General features: G+C 65.5%; 15 protein-coding genes. 3 read left to right on the forward strand and 12 right to left on the reverse strand.

From position 1 onward, the window contains the following. The first annotated feature begins 678 nt into the window (after positions 1 to 678). Together art_RS06560 and art_RS06565 are read left to right on the forward strand one after the other, a co-directional pair. Positions 679 to 2,091 carry an amino acid permease gene (locus tag art_RS06560; RefSeq protein ID WP_038463320.1) on the forward strand — a complete coding sequence of 471 codons (1,413 nt, stop codon included), beginning with the start codon at positions 679 to 681 and terminating at the stop codon, positions 2,089 to 2,091. Between the two features lie 72 nt (positions 2,092 to 2,163). After that, a complete protein-coding gene (locus tag art_RS06565; protein ID WP_038463321.1) occupies positions 2,164 to 2,982 on the forward strand; it encodes an alpha/beta fold hydrolase in 819 nt (272 codons plus the stop codon). On the opposite strand, the gene art_RS06570 is transcribed toward art_RS06565, so the two are convergent. From art_RS06570 to art_RS06600, 7 genes are all read right to left on the reverse strand, one after another. Then, the gene (locus art_RS06570; protein ID WP_038463322.1) at positions 2,966 to 4,267 is read right to left on the reverse strand and encodes an MFS transporter; all 1,302 of its coding nucleotides are present in this window, start codon (positions 4,265 to 4,267) and stop codon (positions 2,966 to 2,968) included. The two genes, art_RS06565 and art_RS06570, sit on opposite strands and share 17 nt — an antisense overlap. 101 nt (positions 4,268 to 4,368) lie before the next feature. Beyond that, positions 4,369 to 7,467, reverse strand: a complete 3,099-nt coding sequence (locus tag art_RS06575; RefSeq protein WP_038463324.1) for an AAA family ATPase — start codon at positions 7,465 to 7,467, stop codon at positions 4,369 to 4,371. Next, complete coding sequence (locus art_RS06580) at positions 7,464 to 8,630, reverse strand: exonuclease SbcCD subunit D C-terminal domain-containing protein (RefSeq protein ID WP_038463326.1); 1,167 nt, start codon at positions 8,628 to 8,630, stop codon at positions 7,464 to 7,466. The genes art_RS06575 and art_RS06580 overlap by 4 nt, the downstream gene beginning before the upstream one ends. Before the next feature lie 133 nt (positions 8,631 to 8,763). Beyond that, a complete protein-coding gene (locus tag art_RS06585; RefSeq protein WP_038463328.1) occupies positions 8,764 to 9,126 on the reverse strand; it encodes an SdpI family protein in 363 nt (120 codons plus the stop codon). 122 nt (positions 9,127 to 9,248) lie between these two features. Continuing rightward, on the reverse strand, positions 9,249 to 10,217 hold the full coding sequence (locus art_RS06590; protein ID WP_052136082.1) for an aquaporin: 969 nt from the start codon (positions 10,215 to 10,217) through the stop codon (positions 9,249 to 9,251). A gap of 103 nt (positions 10,218 to 10,320) precedes the next feature. After that, positions 10,321 to 10,752 (reverse strand): DUF202 domain-containing protein, encoded by a 432-nt coding sequence (locus art_RS06595; protein ID WP_038463330.1) that lies wholly within the window; start codon positions 10,750 to 10,752, stop codon positions 10,321 to 10,323. A 1-nt stretch (position 10,753) separates the two neighbouring features. Next, positions 10,754 to 11,110 carry a YidH family protein gene (locus tag art_RS06600; RefSeq protein WP_052136083.1) on the reverse strand — a complete coding sequence of 119 codons (357 nt, stop codon included), beginning with the start codon at positions 11,108 to 11,110 and terminating at the stop codon, positions 10,754 to 10,756. Positions 11,111 to 11,238: 128 nt separating this feature from the next. Here art_RS06600 and art_RS06605 point away from each other — a divergent pair, with 128 nt between their 5' ends. Next, a complete protein-coding gene (locus art_RS06605) occupies positions 11,239 to 12,324 on the forward strand; it encodes an ADP-ribosylglycohydrolase family protein (RefSeq protein WP_038463333.1) in 1,086 nt (361 codons plus the stop codon). Positions 12,325 to 12,744: 420 nt separating this feature from the next. On the opposite strand, the gene art_RS06610 is transcribed toward art_RS06605, so the two are convergent. From art_RS06610 to art_RS06630, 5 genes are all read right to left on the reverse strand, one after another. Continuing rightward, positions 12,745 to 13,362, reverse strand: coding sequence for a DUF4395 domain-containing protein (locus art_RS06610; RefSeq protein WP_367643767.1), 618 nt, complete (start codon positions 13,360 to 13,362; stop codon positions 12,745 to 12,747). 138 nt (positions 13,363 to 13,500) lie between these two features. Beyond that, positions 13,501 to 13,908 (reverse strand): MmcQ/YjbR family DNA-binding protein, encoded by a 408-nt coding sequence (locus art_RS06615; RefSeq protein WP_038463335.1) that lies wholly within the window; start codon positions 13,906 to 13,908, stop codon positions 13,501 to 13,503. Between the two features lie 127 nt (positions 13,909 to 14,035). Next, positions 14,036 to 15,034 carry an exonuclease domain-containing protein gene (locus art_RS06620; RefSeq protein WP_038463336.1) on the reverse strand — a complete coding sequence of 333 codons (999 nt, stop codon included), beginning with the start codon at positions 15,032 to 15,034 and terminating at the stop codon, positions 14,036 to 14,038. A 240-nt stretch (positions 15,035 to 15,274) separates the two neighbouring features. Beyond that, on the reverse strand, positions 15,275 to 16,015 hold the full coding sequence (locus art_RS06625; protein ID WP_253901501.1) for a hypothetical protein: 741 nt from the start codon (positions 16,013 to 16,015) through the stop codon (positions 15,275 to 15,277). Further along, entirely contained in the window at positions 16,012 to 16,980 is a 969-nt protein-coding gene (locus tag art_RS06630) for an ABC transporter ATP-binding protein (protein ID WP_082000152.1), read from the reverse strand. Before art_RS06630 ends, art_RS06625 begins: the two co-directional genes overlap by 4 nt. Positions 16,981 to 16,982: the final 2 nt, after the last annotated feature.

Below are 16,982 nucleotides of genomic sequence, written 5' to 3' on the forward strand. Positions count from 1 at the left end.
TTCTACGGCGCCGTCGGGTGCTGAAACAAATCCGGCCGTGCATGTTGCGCCGATGGAGTTAAATTCCAGGGGCTTGACCCCATTGTCGCCGGCCTCGCCTGCCTCCATTCAGTCGCGCCGACGGGTTGGCCCCGTTCTCGCTGCCGGATCGCAGGGCGGGCGAACCGAACTTGGCCCATGAAGCACCATTCTCGATTCCAAACAGCAGATAAAGCGGGTGCCAGCCATCCGGCCGATTCGAAACTGCAGGTAAAGCGGGTAATCCGGGGCGGGATCCGGGGCGGGACCCCGTTTATCTGCAGTTTCGATTGGCCACGTCGCACCTCACCCGCTTTATCTGCTGTTTGGACTCCCCTGTGGCACCGGTGCGGACGCCCGGAGCGCCGAACTGGCAGTAGATGCCCTCAATCTGTGAATCGAGGGCATCTACTGCCAGTTCACGGAGCGGAGGAAGAGGCACGAGGAGGGCAGAGGGCGTCATCTGACATCTCGGCGAAGGGTGGGAAGGGTGGGGCGGGTGGGGCGGGTGGGGGCAGGGCGGAGCGGGAGTACCCAGCCACACCACCACCGAATTTGGCCCCGTGCCCACATGATGGATAATTCTTGACAGGGATCATACTTCCCCCCCCATTCCACGGCCACAATCGGCCGGTTCCACCACAGAAGGCCATCCCTTTCATGAACCACCACCCCGCCGCTGGAACACCAGCGCCTGCCACAACGGCGCCCGCCAGCACAGGGTTGGGCACCTCGCTCAAGCAGCGCCAGTTAACCATGATGGGCCTGGGCTCCGCCATTGGGGCCGGGCTCTTCCTCGGCTCGGGCGAAGGGATCATGCTGGCAGGCCCGGCCGTCCTGGTTTCCTACCTGGTCGCCGGCACGCTGATCATCCTTGTCATGTGGGCGCTGGGCGAAATGGCGGCCGCCAATCCCAACTCGGGAGCCTTCTCCGTGTACGCCGAAAAAGCCATGGGCAAGGTTGCCGGGGCAACTGTTGGCTGGCTGTGGTGGCTGCAACTGGTGGTGGTGATCGCCGCCGAGGCGCTGGGTGCCTCGCAGCTGCTGGTGACGGTGTGGCCGGTCCTGCCGGCGTGGGCGCTGACCTTGATCTTCATGGTGATCTTCACCGCGGTGAACCTGACCAGCGTGAAAAATTACGGCGAGTTTGAGTTCTGGTTTGCCTTATTGAAGGTCACCGCCATTGTGCTGTTCCTCGCCTTTGGCGCAGCACTGCTGCTGGGCTTCATCCCCGGAACAACCTCCCCCGGCCTCGGAAACTTCGTGAACAACGACGGCTTTGCACCCACCGGCATGGCAGGCATCGCCGCGGCCTTGTTCGTGGTGGCGTTCGCCTTTGGCGGCACCGAAATTGTCGCCGTTGCCGCCGCTGAAACGACCAACCCCTCACGCAGCGTCGCCGTTGCCGTGCGCACTGTCGTGTGGCGCATCCTGGTGTTTTACGTGGGCTCCATCTTCATCATCGCCGCCGTTCTCCCCTGGACGTCCCAGGCCCTGCTCTCGCCCTTCGCCGGCGTCCTAAACACGGCAGGTCTGGAATGGGCCGGAACCGTGATCACCCTGGTGGCTGTGGCTGCACTGCTCTCGGCCCTGAACGCCAACCTTTATGGCGCCTCACGCATGATCTACTCACTGTCCGAACGCCGTGAGGCACCCCGGATGTTCAAGGGCATCAGCCAGTGGCAGGTACCTGTTCCCGCCGTCATCATTTCCGTGGCCTTTGGCTTCGTCACGGTGCTTTGGGAGTTCCTCTACCCCGACACCGTGCTGCGCATCCTGCTGAACCTGGTAGGTTCCACCTGCCTGGTCGTTTGGGGCTCGGCCCTGCTCTCACAACTGATCCTGCGCCGCCGCGCCGACCGCGACGGCACCACGCTGCCCTTGCGCATGCGCGGCTTCCCGTGGCTGACCATCGCCGGCCTGGTGCTGCTGGCCGCGATCTTCGTGGTGGGCTTCAGCGACCCCGTTAGTCGCAGCCAGCTGCTGAGCACCTTCAGCCTCGTGGCCGTGATCGCCCTCCTGAGCTGGCTCGGCCACCGGGTCCAGCAAAGACGCGCCGCGCCGGTCACGTAGGGCGCCCGTGCCCGGTTTTCGCTATTGTTGACGTACGACGGCGGCACTAGCCACCGCGGGAAAGGTCCAGTTATGTCTTCCCTTGGCAAACACGCGGAAACGGCGTCCCCGCACAGCATTGAGGGCGCCCAGGCCGGGCTCAGCGTGGTGGTTTTCGCTGCGGCTGATCCGGCACCCCTGCCCCCGGTTTTTCTCATTCACGGCTTCGCCTCCTCCGTGGCGCTGAACTGGGTCAAGACAGGCTGGGTGCAGGCGCTCAACCGTGCCGGGCGCACGGTGCTCAGCGTTGACCTGCCCGGGCACGGCGGCAGCAACACCCCCTACGACCTTGACTCCTACACGCCCGGAAAAATCAGGGCCGACCTGCTGCAGATCCTCATCGACGAGGGAGTCCGCCCACTCGTGGAGGGTGACCCTACCAGCGGCGTGGACCTGATCGGCTATTCACTGGGGTCCCGGCTGGCATGGGAGTTTGGTGCCACCCAATCCGAGTTGGTGCGCAAAATGGTGCTGGGCGGGCCCAACCCCCAGGACCCCCTGGCCGACTTTGACCTCCGTGCCGCCCAGGACTTCCTCAACGACGGCACGCCCATCGAGGACGAGTCGACTCGGTGGCTGTTGAACATGGCGCAGCTGATCCCCTCCAACGACATCTTCGCGCTCCTGGCCCTGATTCAGGCCGTAAAAATGGAGCCCTTTGACCCCTCCGACGCGGTGCCGCACATGCCGGTCCTGCTCGTGGCGGGCAGCCTCGACGAACGCGCACGCAGCATGAACCGGCTCGCCGAGCTCAGCCCGGGTGCGCAGCAATTGGTAATTCCCGGGCGCACCCACAACAACACGGTGACCTCGCGGGAGTTCAAGGACGCGGCAATCAGCTTCCTGAGCTGAGTTGGCGGCGCAGCACCACCGCGGCCAAGACACCCAACAGGAACAAGGCGGTGGCAGCCGCAATGGGCACCAGGAACGCCGCCGAATATCCCACACTTTGCGCCAGTGAACCTGCCACTGACGAGCCCAACGCCGTCCCCGCAACGATGCCACTGGACAGTGCCGTCATGACGGTGCCCATCCACTGCTGCGGGGCAACGACGCTGCCCACGCTGAAAATGGTGACCATGACGGGACCCACGGCAAGGCCCACCAGCAGCAGCACCCACACCATCTGCCCCAGTGTGGAGGGCAGGAGGAACGCCGCCGATGCGGCAGCCATGAACCCGGCGGCCAGCACCCAGCGCCACGCATAGCTGAATTTCACCGGCCAATACGCCACGGACAAGGCTGTCAGGGCGGAGCTGGAGCCCATGATGGCGTACATGAGCCCGGCCTGGTCCACCGAACCGTGAACGCCGGTGAATGCTGTCAGCGCGGTCTGGGATGAACCAAAGAAGGTACCCATGAACAGCATGCCGGCCACGGGTACGGCGACAAGGAACCAGTTGGGTTTTGCCTTGGCAACGTAGCCGGCGTTGCCCACCGTGCTGCTGAGGGAGGGGCGGGCCACCACGGTTTCCACCGTTGGGTGGATGGCAAAGAGGGTGACCAGGACCGCCGTCATGAGCGCGGCAAGGGCCAGCGGCAGCCAGGGCGCCACAAGCGATGCCAGCAATCCCACGAGCGCGGGCCCCAGCACAAAGGTGATCTCGTCGGCGGTGCCTTCCAGGGAAAGCGCCGTGTCCACGGCGGTGCCCTGTTCCTTGGCGGGCAGCTTCTTGCTCAGTGCCATCCACCGCACACGCGAGAGCGGGCCCACCTGGGGCGAGGTGCCGCCGGCCACGAACGCCGTCACCAGTACGGCCAGCGTGCCGGCGTCGCCCAGTTTCGCGCCGCTGTCCGGGATCAATGAATACGCCAAGAAGACGACGGCGGACACGAGCACTGCGTTGACGATGGCAGCAACAAGCAGCACGGGTTTCTGACCCAGCCTGTCGGCCAGGTAACCCACAACCGGCGCCCCAACGGCTGCACCCAAGCCGATGCTGCCGGCGGCAAAACCGCCGATGGCGTAGGAGCCGCTGACCTGGGTGACCATGGTCAACACACCGATCGTGAGCATGGCCAGCGGCACCCGGGCGAAAAGACCCAGCGGGATGTAGCTTCTGCCGGCCAGTCTGGGCAGCACGGCATAGCGTCCGCCCTTCAGGTCAAGGGCGGTGGTGTCGGAGGAGGTGTCCATGGACGGTGAGATGGTCAGCTGCTTTCACAATGTTTCGGGTCTTGGCCCGTGCCGGTTCCAGCCACCGGTTTCTTCAGGCAAGACCGCTCAAGTCTACCTGTTCAGGACGATTCGGCACCCGCCATTTTCAGCTCAACCGTTGAGCCATTACGACCCTTGTGCACATGCAGGTGCAGGGGTATGCGCTGTTTCATCTCCGCAACGTGGCTGACCAGACCAACCATGCGTCCGCCGTCGCGCAATCCCTCCAGCGCATCCATGACCTGCTCCAGGGACTGCTCGTCGAGGCTGCCAAAGCCTTCATCGACAAACAAGGTCTCAATGTCCAGTCCGCCGGATTCCTGCTGCACCACATCGGAGAGCCCGAGCGCCAGCGACAACGAGGCCATGAACGATTCCCCGCCCGACAGCGTGGCCGTGTCCCGGCTGAGCCCCGTCCACTCATCCACCACAACGAGTCCCAGGCCAGCCTTGTGGTTGCCCTTCTTGGCATCACTGTGGCGCAGGGTGTAGCGGGCATCGCTCATGGTGGCCAGGCGCAGCGAGGCAGCCTGCGCCACCTGTTCCAGCCGGGCGGCCAGGACGTAGCTGCTCAGCGTCATCTTGTATCTGTTGTCCCCGCCCCCGCGCACAGTTTCGGCCAAACCCGCCAACAACTGCGCCCGCTCCCGCAACGGGGCAACCTTTTCCTCCAGCGAAATGAAGGCAGCCTCGGTGGCCGCCAGCTGCGCAGCCGCATTGCGCGCCATGCCCGCTGCGAGCACCCCCGTCTCCGCCTCGGCCCGTGCCGCTGCGGCGGACCGCACTAATTCGGCGACCGTGTCATCGCTAGGCACAGGCACCCCGGCCGCGGCCTCCTGCTGGGCCGCCACCACCTCCGGGGCCGCCAATCTGTCGGTGTTCACGGCAATGGCCCGGGCATGGTCCTTGATCGCCTGGTCGATGGCGGCCGCATCCGCCGGACCCAGCAGGGCCGCCCTCACCTCGTCCGCATCGGCAAAGACAGATTCGTCCAACGACTGCATCAGCGCCTCGGCGGCATCGTCGGCGGCGGCACCAGCCGTGGCCTGGCCCCGCATGGCAAGGAGCAGGGCTGCCCCCGGCTCCTGCGCCCGGGTCAATGATTCCCGCCGTTGCCCCAACGTGGCATGCCCATCACGGACGAGCGTGAGATGGTCCGCCAGAACCTCGATTTCCGATACCAGTGCTGAGTGTCCGGCCGCCAGTGACGCCGCCTTCCCCGACGCCTCGAGGACCGACGCCTGGGCGTTTTCCATGCCCTGTTGCAGCGCCGCCGACTCCGTACCCAGGGCCTCAAGCTCTGCCACAGCCGCCACGGCCTGCCGGTGTTCCTGCTGTTTAAGCACGACGGCGTCCCTCGCCTTTTGCAACTCGCCCCCGCCTCCGCGTTCGGCCAGCACGGCAAGGGTGTTCTTGGCCTCGGCCAGTTTGCTGCGTGCCGTGTTCGCTGCAGCCTCCGCCGCGTCGAAGAGTTTCTTGGCAGCCTTTTCCGCCTTAACCAGGTCCGCACCTTTTCCGGCCAGCGGTGAGGGTGCCGGATGAACGGTGCTGCCGCACACTTGGCAGGGTTCCCCGTCCACCAGGGCCGCCGCCAATTCTCCGGCAGCCTGGCTAAGTCTTAGATCCAAGGCGTGCAGCCAATTTTCCTTGGCAGTCAGGGCTTGTTCGCGCGCCGCGTTTTCGGCCTGGCCCAGCAGTTCCACGAGGGTGCTGTGCTCGAGGTATTCCTCGATGGTGGCAACCAGCTGAGCGGCGGCCGTGGCGCCGTGTGCGCTTTGCTCTACATTGTGCGCTCCGTTCCGCAGTTCCTCCTGACGCGCCTGGACCTCCACCAGGCGGGCCTTGGCTGCGGTGACGGCTGCGCTGTGTTCGTCCTGCTGCTTGAGAACCAGCGCCTGGGCACCCTTGTTCTCCGCCAGTTCTGCAGCTTTCTGGCGGTGCCGTGTTTCCTCGGGCAGGGCAGCATCAACTGTTGCCAGCAGCTTGGTCAGTTCCCGATCGAGACTTTCCAACTCCGCCGCGGTGGCTGTCGCGGACGCCTTGCCGAGCTGGCCCGCCGCCAGTTCATTGGCGTCGAAACTGGCTGCCGACGCCGCCGTCTGGGACTGTGCCCGCGCACTGGCCGTGGCAGTTTTTGCCGCCGTGTCCACCACTGCGGCCAGGACCTGGGCTTGATGGTGGCGGTCCAAACAGTGCCGCCACTGTGACTCTTCCCCTGCCAGCTCAGCAAGCCGGGCTTGTTCGCTGAGCGCTGCGGCCAGCGCCAGATGCCAGCTGCGTTGTCCTTCAGCCTTCGTGACGGCGCTGGCCAACGATTCGGCCTTGAACCGGCCCGCCCCGGCGTTCGCCCCAGTGCGCTCAACAGCCGCCGCGAGTCCCTCCCGCAAGGCCTCGAAGAGCTCCAGGCCGCTGAGTTCACTCGGGGGTGCTTGTTTCTCCGCTGCTTCTTCAGTCGCGTCGGCCTGCTTCCCGTCTGCCGCGGCCGCTTGCTCTTCCGCCGTAAGAACTTGTGCGCTTTGGCTGCGTGCCAGTTGCTCGGCACTTGCCAACTCTGCCAGCCCGGCAGCGACGGCGGCCTGGGCCGTCCTCGAATCGGCAGCCAGCCGTTCCTGCACGCCTTCGTAGACATCCGTGCCGAAGAGCCGTTGCAACAACGCCTGGCGATCTACGGCACTGGCCCGCAGGAACGCCGCAAAGTCACCTTGGGCCAGGAGCACCACCTTGGTGAACTGGGCCATGTTCATGCCCAACAGCTCCTGAATTTCGGCGGCGGCCTCGTCGTTGCGGGTCGACTTCACTTCCCAGCCGTCAGAGGTCTTTTCCCGCAGCTGGGTGCTGGCCTGCTCACGGGTGGTGCCCGATCCTCGCTTGACGGGCCGCATCCATTCGGGGCTGCGGCTCACTTCCAGCCTGCGGCCGCCTGCACTGAATTCGCACAGCACCTCCGGGCCAACACCCTCGGCGGCATGGTGGCTGCGAAGCTGGCCCATGCTGACCGAGCGGGCGCCGGGAACCGCCCCGTACAGCGCATAGGCGATGGCGTCCAGGACACTGGTTTTCCCCGCCCCGGTGGATCCGTTGAGCAGAAAGATCCCTTGGGCACCCAGCAGGTCAAAGTCAATAATTTCCCGGCCGGCAAAGGGGCCGAAGGCCTGGATCTCCAAACGATGGATCCTCATCGGGACACCTCGGCTTCCCGCACGGAAGCCAGGGCTGCGCGCAAAAGTTGTTGTTCGTCGTCGTTGGCGGGGCGGTGGCGCACGTGGTCCAGGAATCCGCAGCACAGTTCCAGTTCATCCGTCGCCTGGGCAATGCGGGCCCCGTAGCTTTGGGTGGTGGAGTCGCGGGCTGTTTCCGGCTCAAACATGAGCACGAGGGTGTGCCGGAAGCGGGTGCGCAGTCGCTCCATGGCCAGTTCCGGGCGGTCGTTGTCCGTCAGCGTGATTTGGCAGTAATGCTCTTCGGCCCCGGCCCACCGATCGTCAACGAGCAGTCCCTCCAGCTTTCCCTGCAGGATGCTCAGGGCCCGCTCGGGAGCCCAGTTGACCTTGGTGACCTCGCCCAGGCCGGCGCCGGTGATTTCCAGCAGCCAAGCGCCCTTGATGTGTGCTGCCTCGGAGAAGGAGTAGGGCAGCGGGGAACCTGAATAACGTACGGTCTCGCTGAGCCGCTGGCGCCCGTGCAGATGGCCCAGTGCGGTGTAGCTGAAGGGCTCGAAGAGGTCCAGGGGCACTGCCCCAACTCCCCCGATGGACAGCTCGCGCTCACTGGCCGAGGTGATGCCGCCGCTGGCGAAGGTGTGCGCCAAGACGATGGACGGCGTGCCCGGCGCACGGCTCTGCAAGTCCTCGGAGATCAGCTTTAGTGCCGCCTCCGTGACGCTGAAGTGTGTACCATTTTCCACACCCAGTTCCTCGGCCACCAGGCGTGGTTCAAGATAGGGGATGCCGTAAATGGCCAGTACCGGGCCGCCTGCACTGCCATCCAACGGCAGCAGCACGGGTGTGGCGAGGTCCGCGATGCGGGTGCGCAGGTGGACGCCGGCGCTCTCCAGCAAGCGCCCGCCAAATCCGAGCCGGGTGGCCGAATCATGGTTGCCGCTGGTCACCACCACCTGGACGCCCGCCTTGTTCAGCCGGGCCAGGATGTCGTCAAAAAGATTGACGACGTCGACACTGGGCAAGGCGCGATCGTAGACATCACCGGCGACCAGGACCACGTCGACGTTCTCCGCCGCAACGGTGTCCAGGAGCTGGTCGGCAAAGCGCCGTTGCGCCGCCAGGGTTCCAACGCCGTGGAACGACCTGCCCAAATGCCAGTCTGAGGTGTGCAGAAGCTTCATGCTTCCAAGGTATCTGAGGGCACCGACATTCAATGACCACGCGGCGCCGTGGGCGGGTTCACGCTATGCGTCTTCCGGCCGGCCGGCGCTGGGCTGCTGGCAGGTTTAGCGGGCATTATCCGGCCGGTCGTGTTTAGCGGCGGGGTTTTTCCACGGTCAGTGCTTCGACGGCGGCGACATTGGCCAACTTTGCTCCGTAGATCACGGCCACGAACAGCAGTGCGCAGGCCAGGAACACCATGATCATCTGGGTTTCGGGCGAATCCAGGAACAGCAGACCAGCCAGGGAGATGGCGGCCGCGGCAATGCCGCTGACCCACATGGGCTGGACGGCGGCGGCGTGGCCGGCCTGCCAGGTCTCCTCGTTCACCATGGTCTTGGCGGTGCGGATTCCCACCAACGGATTCTTCCTGAGCTTTCCGGCGGCACACGCATGGTTGAGCGCTGCAACGCCCAGTGAGCAGGCGGCAAGAAACAGGAGGGAGAAGATCAGCATGTTTCAACCCTAACCGGACATAAAAAGTAGCCCGCAGAAAACGGCGAAAATTCGCGATTTCGCGGCATTTCTCGTCGTTTTCTGCGGGCTAGCTGGGGGTGCTGTGCCCTCGAGCGTGGGAGCTACTTTTTAGGGTTGTCGAAGAAGGCTTGTGCGTCGTCGACGGGCTTTTTCAGGTCAGCAGCCGGAACCGGGGCAGGCACCACTGCGACGACCGACGCAGGCTCGGCAGCGTCGGCAGCGTCGGCAGCTTCGGCAGCGTCGGCAGCCGCGCCCGTCACCTCAGCGTCGGCAGCAGCAGGGGTGGCGGGGGCGCCAGCGGGGGCAACGGCGTCGTCCATCAGGGGCTCGGCAACCAGCTTGGCCGGGGCGAAGGAGCGGTAGATGGCAGCAGCCAGGGCCGCACCAAACAGCGGCGCCAGCCAGAACAGCCAGAGCTGGCCGGCGGCCCACGACTCGGCCAGGAACACCACCGAGGTGGCGCGGGCGGGGTTCAGCGAACCGTTGCTCAGGGGCATGGTGATGGCAACGGACACGGCGAAGGCCAGGCCGATGGCGATCGGGCCCATGGTGGTCTTGTTGCGGGCGGAGGTGACGCCCAAAAGCAGCGCCGTGAGCATGCCAACGGCGACGAGCTCCACAATGAGGACGCCGATCATGGGCACCTGCGAGGGCGAATGGGAATCGAAGCCATTGGCCAGGGCGCCGAAGAGCTTGGGCATGTCAGGGGTGGCACCGGCCGGCATGACCTTCATCAGGGCCAGCCACACGGCTGCGGCCAGGATGGCGCCGATGGTCTGCGCCACGATGTACAGGCCTGCTGCGGAGAACTTCAGCCGGCCGGCCACCGCCATGCCCAGCGAGAACGCCGGGTTGAAGTAGCCGTTGGAGACGTGGCCGAAGGCGATGATGGCGGCGACCATGGCCAGGCCGTAGGCGAATCCCACCGTGGAGCCGGTACCGCCTGAGCTGAAAAGTGCTGTGCCCAGGCCGGCGAAGACGATGAAAAAGCTGCCCAGCCCCTCAATGGCGACGCGGGTGCTGATCGGATGGGCCTGCACCGGGGCCGTGGCCGTTCCGGATGAAGTCATGGCGTGAAGATCCTTCGGTTGATACAACAAAGTGAAAGGCTGCCTGCGGCGCGGATGCTATGGCGGCGGGTCCCCGGGGCGAACCGGACGAGGTGCCGCACCACTACATCCCCAGCGCCAGCGCACACACGGTGGCTGCAGCCAGAGCAACTATAGCGGCCGAAGCTGTACGTAATATAAGAGCCGGAGCAGCGATGTGGGCCTCGGACTCCAGTGGTCCGATGCCTGCGTGGAGCAGCCGGACCCGGCTGACGGCGCAGAACACCAAAATGATGGTCGTCAGGCATGCCACGGCGGCGCAGATGCCCAGCCCCACCACTTGAGCCCCGTGGCCGCCGGCAGCAGCGCTATCGAGCGAGCCGGCGAGCCCGGCCCCGGCGAACCCGTCCCCGGAAGCGCCCGTGAGCGCCTGGAACCAGCCGCGCCAGATGAGAACGTCGGCGACCACCGCGCTCATGATGGTCCGGCGCCACGACAATGCGGTGCGTTCCGGCTGCAGGCCAGGATCCCGGACAGGAACCACAAACGGGGCCATGTTACGGCTTGACCAGGATCAGCACGGCAAAAATGATGGCGGCGAGCGAGACAATGACGGTCATGCCCAGCATCAGCCACGAGTGCGGCAGCTCGGCATCGTTGCGCATGGCCTGTTCCTGGTGCGCCCAGCGCCGGTAGCTGACAACGGCCAGGACGGCGCCAATCACGGCAAGCGTCATGCACAAGATGATGCGAATCAGCGGCGGCGCAATTTCCGGCGCCAGCTGGTCAATCGCCACGGCGCCGGCCAGGAGTGCCAGCGCCGTCCGCACCCAGGCCAGGAACGTGCGCTCATTGGCCAATGAAAAGCGGTAGTCGGGCGTCTTTCCGGTCCGTCGCCAGGCGGGCTCGCGCATGGGTCTCCTCAACACAATGGGGTGATTAGTCAACCACGAGTCTACTTCGCCTCCCGAACGCCCCGAACACCCTGGGGAACCGTCCGCGCCCCGTACGCGGAACCTCCTGGTAACGGTAAATTGGGGGTATGACACTTCCCGCGCAGACCCCTCCCCCCGCCGACTTCGCCAGCCGCGTCCAGGGCACGCTCATGGCCGGTGCACTGGGCGACGCCTTCGGCTACCTCGTGGAGTTTGATTCGCTCGCCGAGATCCAGGCCAAGTACGGCCCGTCCCTACTGGTGGATTTGTCCCAGTCCGGGGCCCCGCCGCATTTCTCCGACGACACCCAGATGACCCTCTACACCCTCGACGGCCTGCTCGATGTCCTTGAGTGGGCCAACGGCGGCATCAGCGCCGACGTCAACGCCTGCCAGTGGCTCGCCTACCTGCGCTGGCTGAAAACCCAGGGCATCCCCACGGCTGAGCACGCCCCCGAGCAGTCCCCCCGCTGGATTGATGCGCAAAGCGTGCTCCACCACCAGCGCCACCCGGGCAACGCCTGCATCACCGGCCTGGCCACGGGCGAGATGGGCACCGTGTTCCGCCCCGTCAATCTCGATTCGAAGGGCTGCGGCACCGTCATGCGTTCCGCCCCCTACGGCCTGCTGCCCCATGTTGACGCCGAGACCATCTACAAAATGAGCTCCGACGCCGCATCCCTGACCCACGGCCATCCCGCCGCCCGCCAGTCCTCCGGCGTCTTCAGCTGGCTCATCCACGAGCTCGTCATCGGCGCCCTGCCGCTGGGCGAGGCGGCGCAATCCGCCCAGGCCCGTGCCGCCGTCGAGCCTTCCGCCGATCCCGAACTGCTGTCCCGGCTGGCTGCCGCGCTCACCCTTTCCACGCACGACGGCGAACCCCTGTCCGGCGATGCCCTCACCGACGCGCTGGGGCTGGGCTGGGTTGCCGAGGAGGCTTTGGCGGTTGCGCTTTACTCCGTATTGGCCACCGAGGCTGCTGCGGTTTCCCCCGTTGACCATTTCTTGGCTGCGGTCCGGCTGGCGGCAAACCACAGCGGCGACAGCGATTCCACGGCATCGATCGCCGGGAACATTCTGGGTGCGCTGCACGGTGAAGCCGCCCTGCCGCCGTCGTGGTTGACCATGGCGGAGGCGCCTGCAATGATCCGGCATTTGGGGGCTGAATTCATCAAGCTGACCACCGGCGAGTAATTCAGCGCGGCTAATTCAGTGCGGCTGTTCGCATCTCTGGCGGATATTTCGGGGCAATCCCGTGAACACCGCTGCCGGGTGCGAAGTGAACACCGCTGCCGGGTGCGAAGTGAACACCGCTGCCGGGTGCGAAGGATGCCCTGGAATCATTTGGCCTCGGGTCGGTCGCTGGAAGCGGTGATTCCTCGCCAGATCTCCAATGTATTTTGGCTCAGGGGGTAGTCGTTGCCAATCGCCCCCGGTGCACCGGCATCGGATGGCAACGACTACCCCCTAGCTGTGACGAGGTGTCCGAACCGGCGGCGAAAGGCCACAACGACCCCCGACCGGAACCACCCCGGTGTTAGCGCCCAGCGAAGTTCAACGGAATCACCTGCCGCGCCACCGACGGGCAACCACGACGGCGACATGGACAACTGGTTAGTTCTTGCGCCGCCCGACATTGGTGCAGTCCGCGCAGATGCCTTCCGGGATGAGCCCGCGGCGCTGCAGGACTCCGAAGATTTTGCATCCGAGGCACAGGCCGATGAAAGCCTCAAGTGAGGCGGCGACAATGAGGAAGGCGATCAACGTCCAGCCTGCCAGCGGAACGCCAGCCATCAGCAGTGCGAAGGCAGCGAGCGACAGGACCGTGCCGATGCCCTGGGCGAAACGCTTGGGCGGCCCCGGCACCAATTTTGCCTCGCCGATACGCGGCGCCAAAACCTTGACGGACAATAGCGCGGCGGGGGAAACACGCGGGCCGAACGCCAGGCGCGGAACAAACCCGGCCGCGATGACGGCCACCAGCCACTTCCACTGGGCCAGGACTGCTACGAGCGCCAGCACCACCACAATGCCCGCCGTGCAACGGGCCACATACTCATTGACGGGGTTGGGGAACGCGAAGAACCGCTTCAGGGCGCCGGGCGCGGACTGCGCCGGCTTCCCGCTTCCGGGCACGGCCGGCACGCCGTTCGCACCGAGCGCACCGGGCATGCCTGATGCCGACGGCTGTAAGAATTCGGTGGCGGCGGGGAGGTCGGCGAGCTGGCTCATAGGCCCAGAGTAGAACCGCGCACCGCGGGTTCCCTAGGATTGTTGAGCAGCGTGACGAAATGGGCCGCGCATCATGTGGGCTGCGAGGTCTGGCGACCCGGCCGCGGAAGGGCGACCCGGCCGCGGAGGGGCAGGCATTCAAGGATTCCGGTCCGCCGGGGAGCCGTCCCGGTCCAACAGTGCCAAACACCGGGCAGGGGCGATGTGCCGGTAGGAGCTGTCGAGCAGTTCGGCGATTTCCTGCCAGTCTGGGCGCCCGACGCTGAGGTCCAATCCCACCCAACCGTACGGGCCGATGTAGGAGGGAACATAGAAACGCGCATCCGCGAGCAGTGCTTCACGTTCGTCCGCTTCAGGCAGGACCTGGATGGATGCCTCCCGTGGGTGGTCTTTCTGTCCCTGGCCGAAGTAGGCAAAGATCTTCCCGCAGCGGAACGTGGGACGGCCAAAGGTTTCCTTTTCCAAGGCCTCAGGGAACGCCAGGCACAACGCGCGCAGGTGTTTCAGGAGCGGGTCGGCGTCGTCATACATCCGGGGGTGGGCCATGCCAAAAAGCGTAGTCGTCCCCGGCGCTCTGGTCACGCGCTGATTCAGCCGGCTCGTCCGGGCCCAGCCTGGTCGGCGGGCTTAGCCCGCTCGCCCTGCCCCAGCGAGTCCAGCCCGCTCGGCGGACCTACCCCACCATCTGCATGAATTCGCCCTCGGAGAGCACCTCGATGCCCTGGCCGCGACGCTGCAGTTCCAGGACGCGCTGCGCCTTGGAGGTGAGCCGTCCGCTGCGCAGGTCCGAGGCCGTGAAGCCGCTGCCCACCACCAGGACCGTGGTTTTCAGGGTGACGTTGCTGGCGCACTGGGCGCCGTGGGCAGCTGCCATGGTCTTGGCTTCCGGACGTCCCAGGCTGAGGTCCCCCGTGAACACGACCGTCTGTCCAAACAAAGGGTGCGCCATGTCGGCCCTGTCATTCGGCACGGGGTTTGGCCCTTCCGTTGACCAGCTGGACCGGCCGCCACGGGCAGTGCCGTTGGCGATCCCGGCCTTCATCTCGGCAATCTTCTCCAGGGCCGAACGGGTGGCCTTGGACATTCCGTCGCTGGCGGGGTCGTAGGCGTCCACGTGGGGCATGGCCAGCTTCAACGCCGCAAACACGCCGCGCACCGACTCAACGCCGTGCTTGGCCGCGATGTCCACCATGATCCCGGCGCAGGCCCGGGCATCCTCGGTGGCGTCGTGGTGATTGCGCAGCGGAACCCCGGCAGCCTCGGCCACAAACGGCAGCGAGTATGAGGGCAGCGAATAGTTCTTCCGAGAGAGCACCACGGTGCAGGCGTAGTCGAACGCGGGTGCGGGGATGCCCGAAACCTCCGCGGCGGAGCGGATCACGCCCAGGTCAAAGGCCGCGTTGTGTGCAACGAGCGGATCGCCGCCAATGAACGCGTCAACCTCGGGGAAAACCTCGCGAAAGCGTGGGGCCGCGGCCACATCGTCTGGGGTGATCCCGTGGATGGTGATGTTGCGTGAATCAAAGTGGTCGTGCCCCTCCGGCGGGCGCATGAGCCAGTAGCCCTCCTCAACAATCACCCCGCCGCGTACCCTTGTGAGGCCCACGGAGCAGGGCGATCCCCTAAATCCGTTGGCGGTTTCAAAATCGATTGCAGTAAAGTCCAGAGCCACACCCCAAGGTTACCCCCGAGCTGTGACAACCCGCGCCCTCCGAGCCGGAGGTCACACGGGCTGCAAAATGCGCCCGATCCTGCCCGCCCCAGGCGAAGAAGCCGTCCATAGTGCTCCACGCTGCGGACATATCGGCGGCGTGGAGCACTATGGACGGCTTTTCATGGTCGACGCCGGACGGCTGGGTCCGGCGTCGAGCCTTGCCGGTGGATTGAGCTGCTTTTGGTGCGGGATGGCGGGCTAGGGTGTGGCGCGGCGCAGGGTCAGGTAGGCGGCGCCGCCCAGCACGAGCACGAGGACCAGCGCCATGGCACCAAGGGAGAGCGGTGTCAGCGCGATGAGCCAGGCGCCGACGGCCGGCCACCAGCCCTGCAGGGTGATGAGGGCAACGGCCGCGACCAGCAGCACGGCCGCCGAGAGGGTCATGACCAGCACCCCCGTGGTCTGCCAGCGCTTGTAAACGGTGGCCGCCCAAAATCCGAGCAGGAACAAGAACATCATGAGGACGAAGTAGAAGAACCATTGGATGAACCAGGACTTCTCGGCGACCCATTCGAGGGCAAACATCTGGCCCTGCAAACCCCAGCCGTTCGTAGCCTTCTCGATAATGCCAAGGACCACGTAGAGTGCGGAGATGGCGGCGGCGAGCACCGTGAACAGTCCCACCGTGCCGAGGAAGAAGTTGCGCCGGCTCACGCTCAGCCCCTGCGAGAACGGAAAGCTCAACGTCAGCGACTGGATGCCCAGGCCGAAGAAATACCACATGACGGCCTGGCCGGCGCCGGAGTACTTCACCCCCACGGAGTCCGGAATCAGCGCCCAGATGACGGCGCTGAGCAGGAACGAGCCGGCAATGATGACAGCCGGTATGCCCAGGAATGTCCATTTGTTGATGAGCTGCATCCTGACAACTCCAAAAGCGCGGTGTCCGGCACGTCGGTGCAACGGGCCGTTCAGCGTGGTGTCCATTGTGGTGCTCATCGTATTGCTCCTGTCCGGGCATGCTTCCTCGAGGACGCGCCGTTGCCCTGCCCGGCCACACCGTCCGCCGACGGATCGGCACCCAGGGGGGATCCGGCGTCGAGCGTCTTTCTGATGACAAATTGCTGCAGGGACACCGGGCTCAATTCCAACCCCAGTTCCTGCGCCTCACGGCGCTCGGCCGCGCTGAGTGCGCCGTCGAGTGTCAGGGAAACGAGGGCACCGACACCCTCGCGGTGCAGGACCTTGCGGCCGGCGGCGAAGGATTCCACCCGGGCGGCGGTGCCGGCGACGTTGACGGCGGATCCGCGGATGTTCTCGGCGTCGTCGTCAATGATGACGTGGCCCTTGTCGATGATGATGACGTGTTCGAGCAGGTTCGCCACCTCGTCGATCAGGTGCGAGGACAGGACGATGGTGCGCGGGAACTCGGCGTAGTCGGCCAACAGGCGGTCGTAGAACAGCTGCCGCGCCACGGCGTCCAAGCCCAGGTAGGGCTCGTCGAAGAACGTCAGCTCGGCGCGGGATGCCAGTCCGATGATGACACCCACCGCCGAAAGCTGGCCGCGCGAGAGCTTCTTGATGCGCCTCTTCATGGGCAACTGGAACTCCTCGGCCAGTTGCAGGGCCATCGCCTGGTCCCAGTCCTTGTAGAACAGGGCGGCGGCCTTGAAGGCATGGACGGGTTTGAAGTCGTCGGGATACTTCTGTGATTCCCTGATGAAGCAAATCCGGCTCAGGACCTTCTCGTTTTCATAGGGGTGTTCGCCGAACACCCGGACCTCGCCCGAGCTGGCAAAGCCCTGTGCCGTCAGGATCGACATCAATGTGGTCTTGCCCGCGCCGTTGCGGCCCAACAGGCCGTAGATCTTGCCCTGTTCCAGGCTGAGGCTGACATTGTCGAGTGCCTTGACGTCGCGGTAGTTGCGACTCAGGCTTTCCACTGTGACTACCGGTGTGCTCACAG

The sequence above is a fragment of the Arthrobacter sp. PAMC 25486 genome (assembly GCF_000785535.1).
Taxonomy (GTDB): Bacteria; Actinomycetota; Actinomycetes; order Actinomycetales; family Micrococcaceae; genus Specibacter.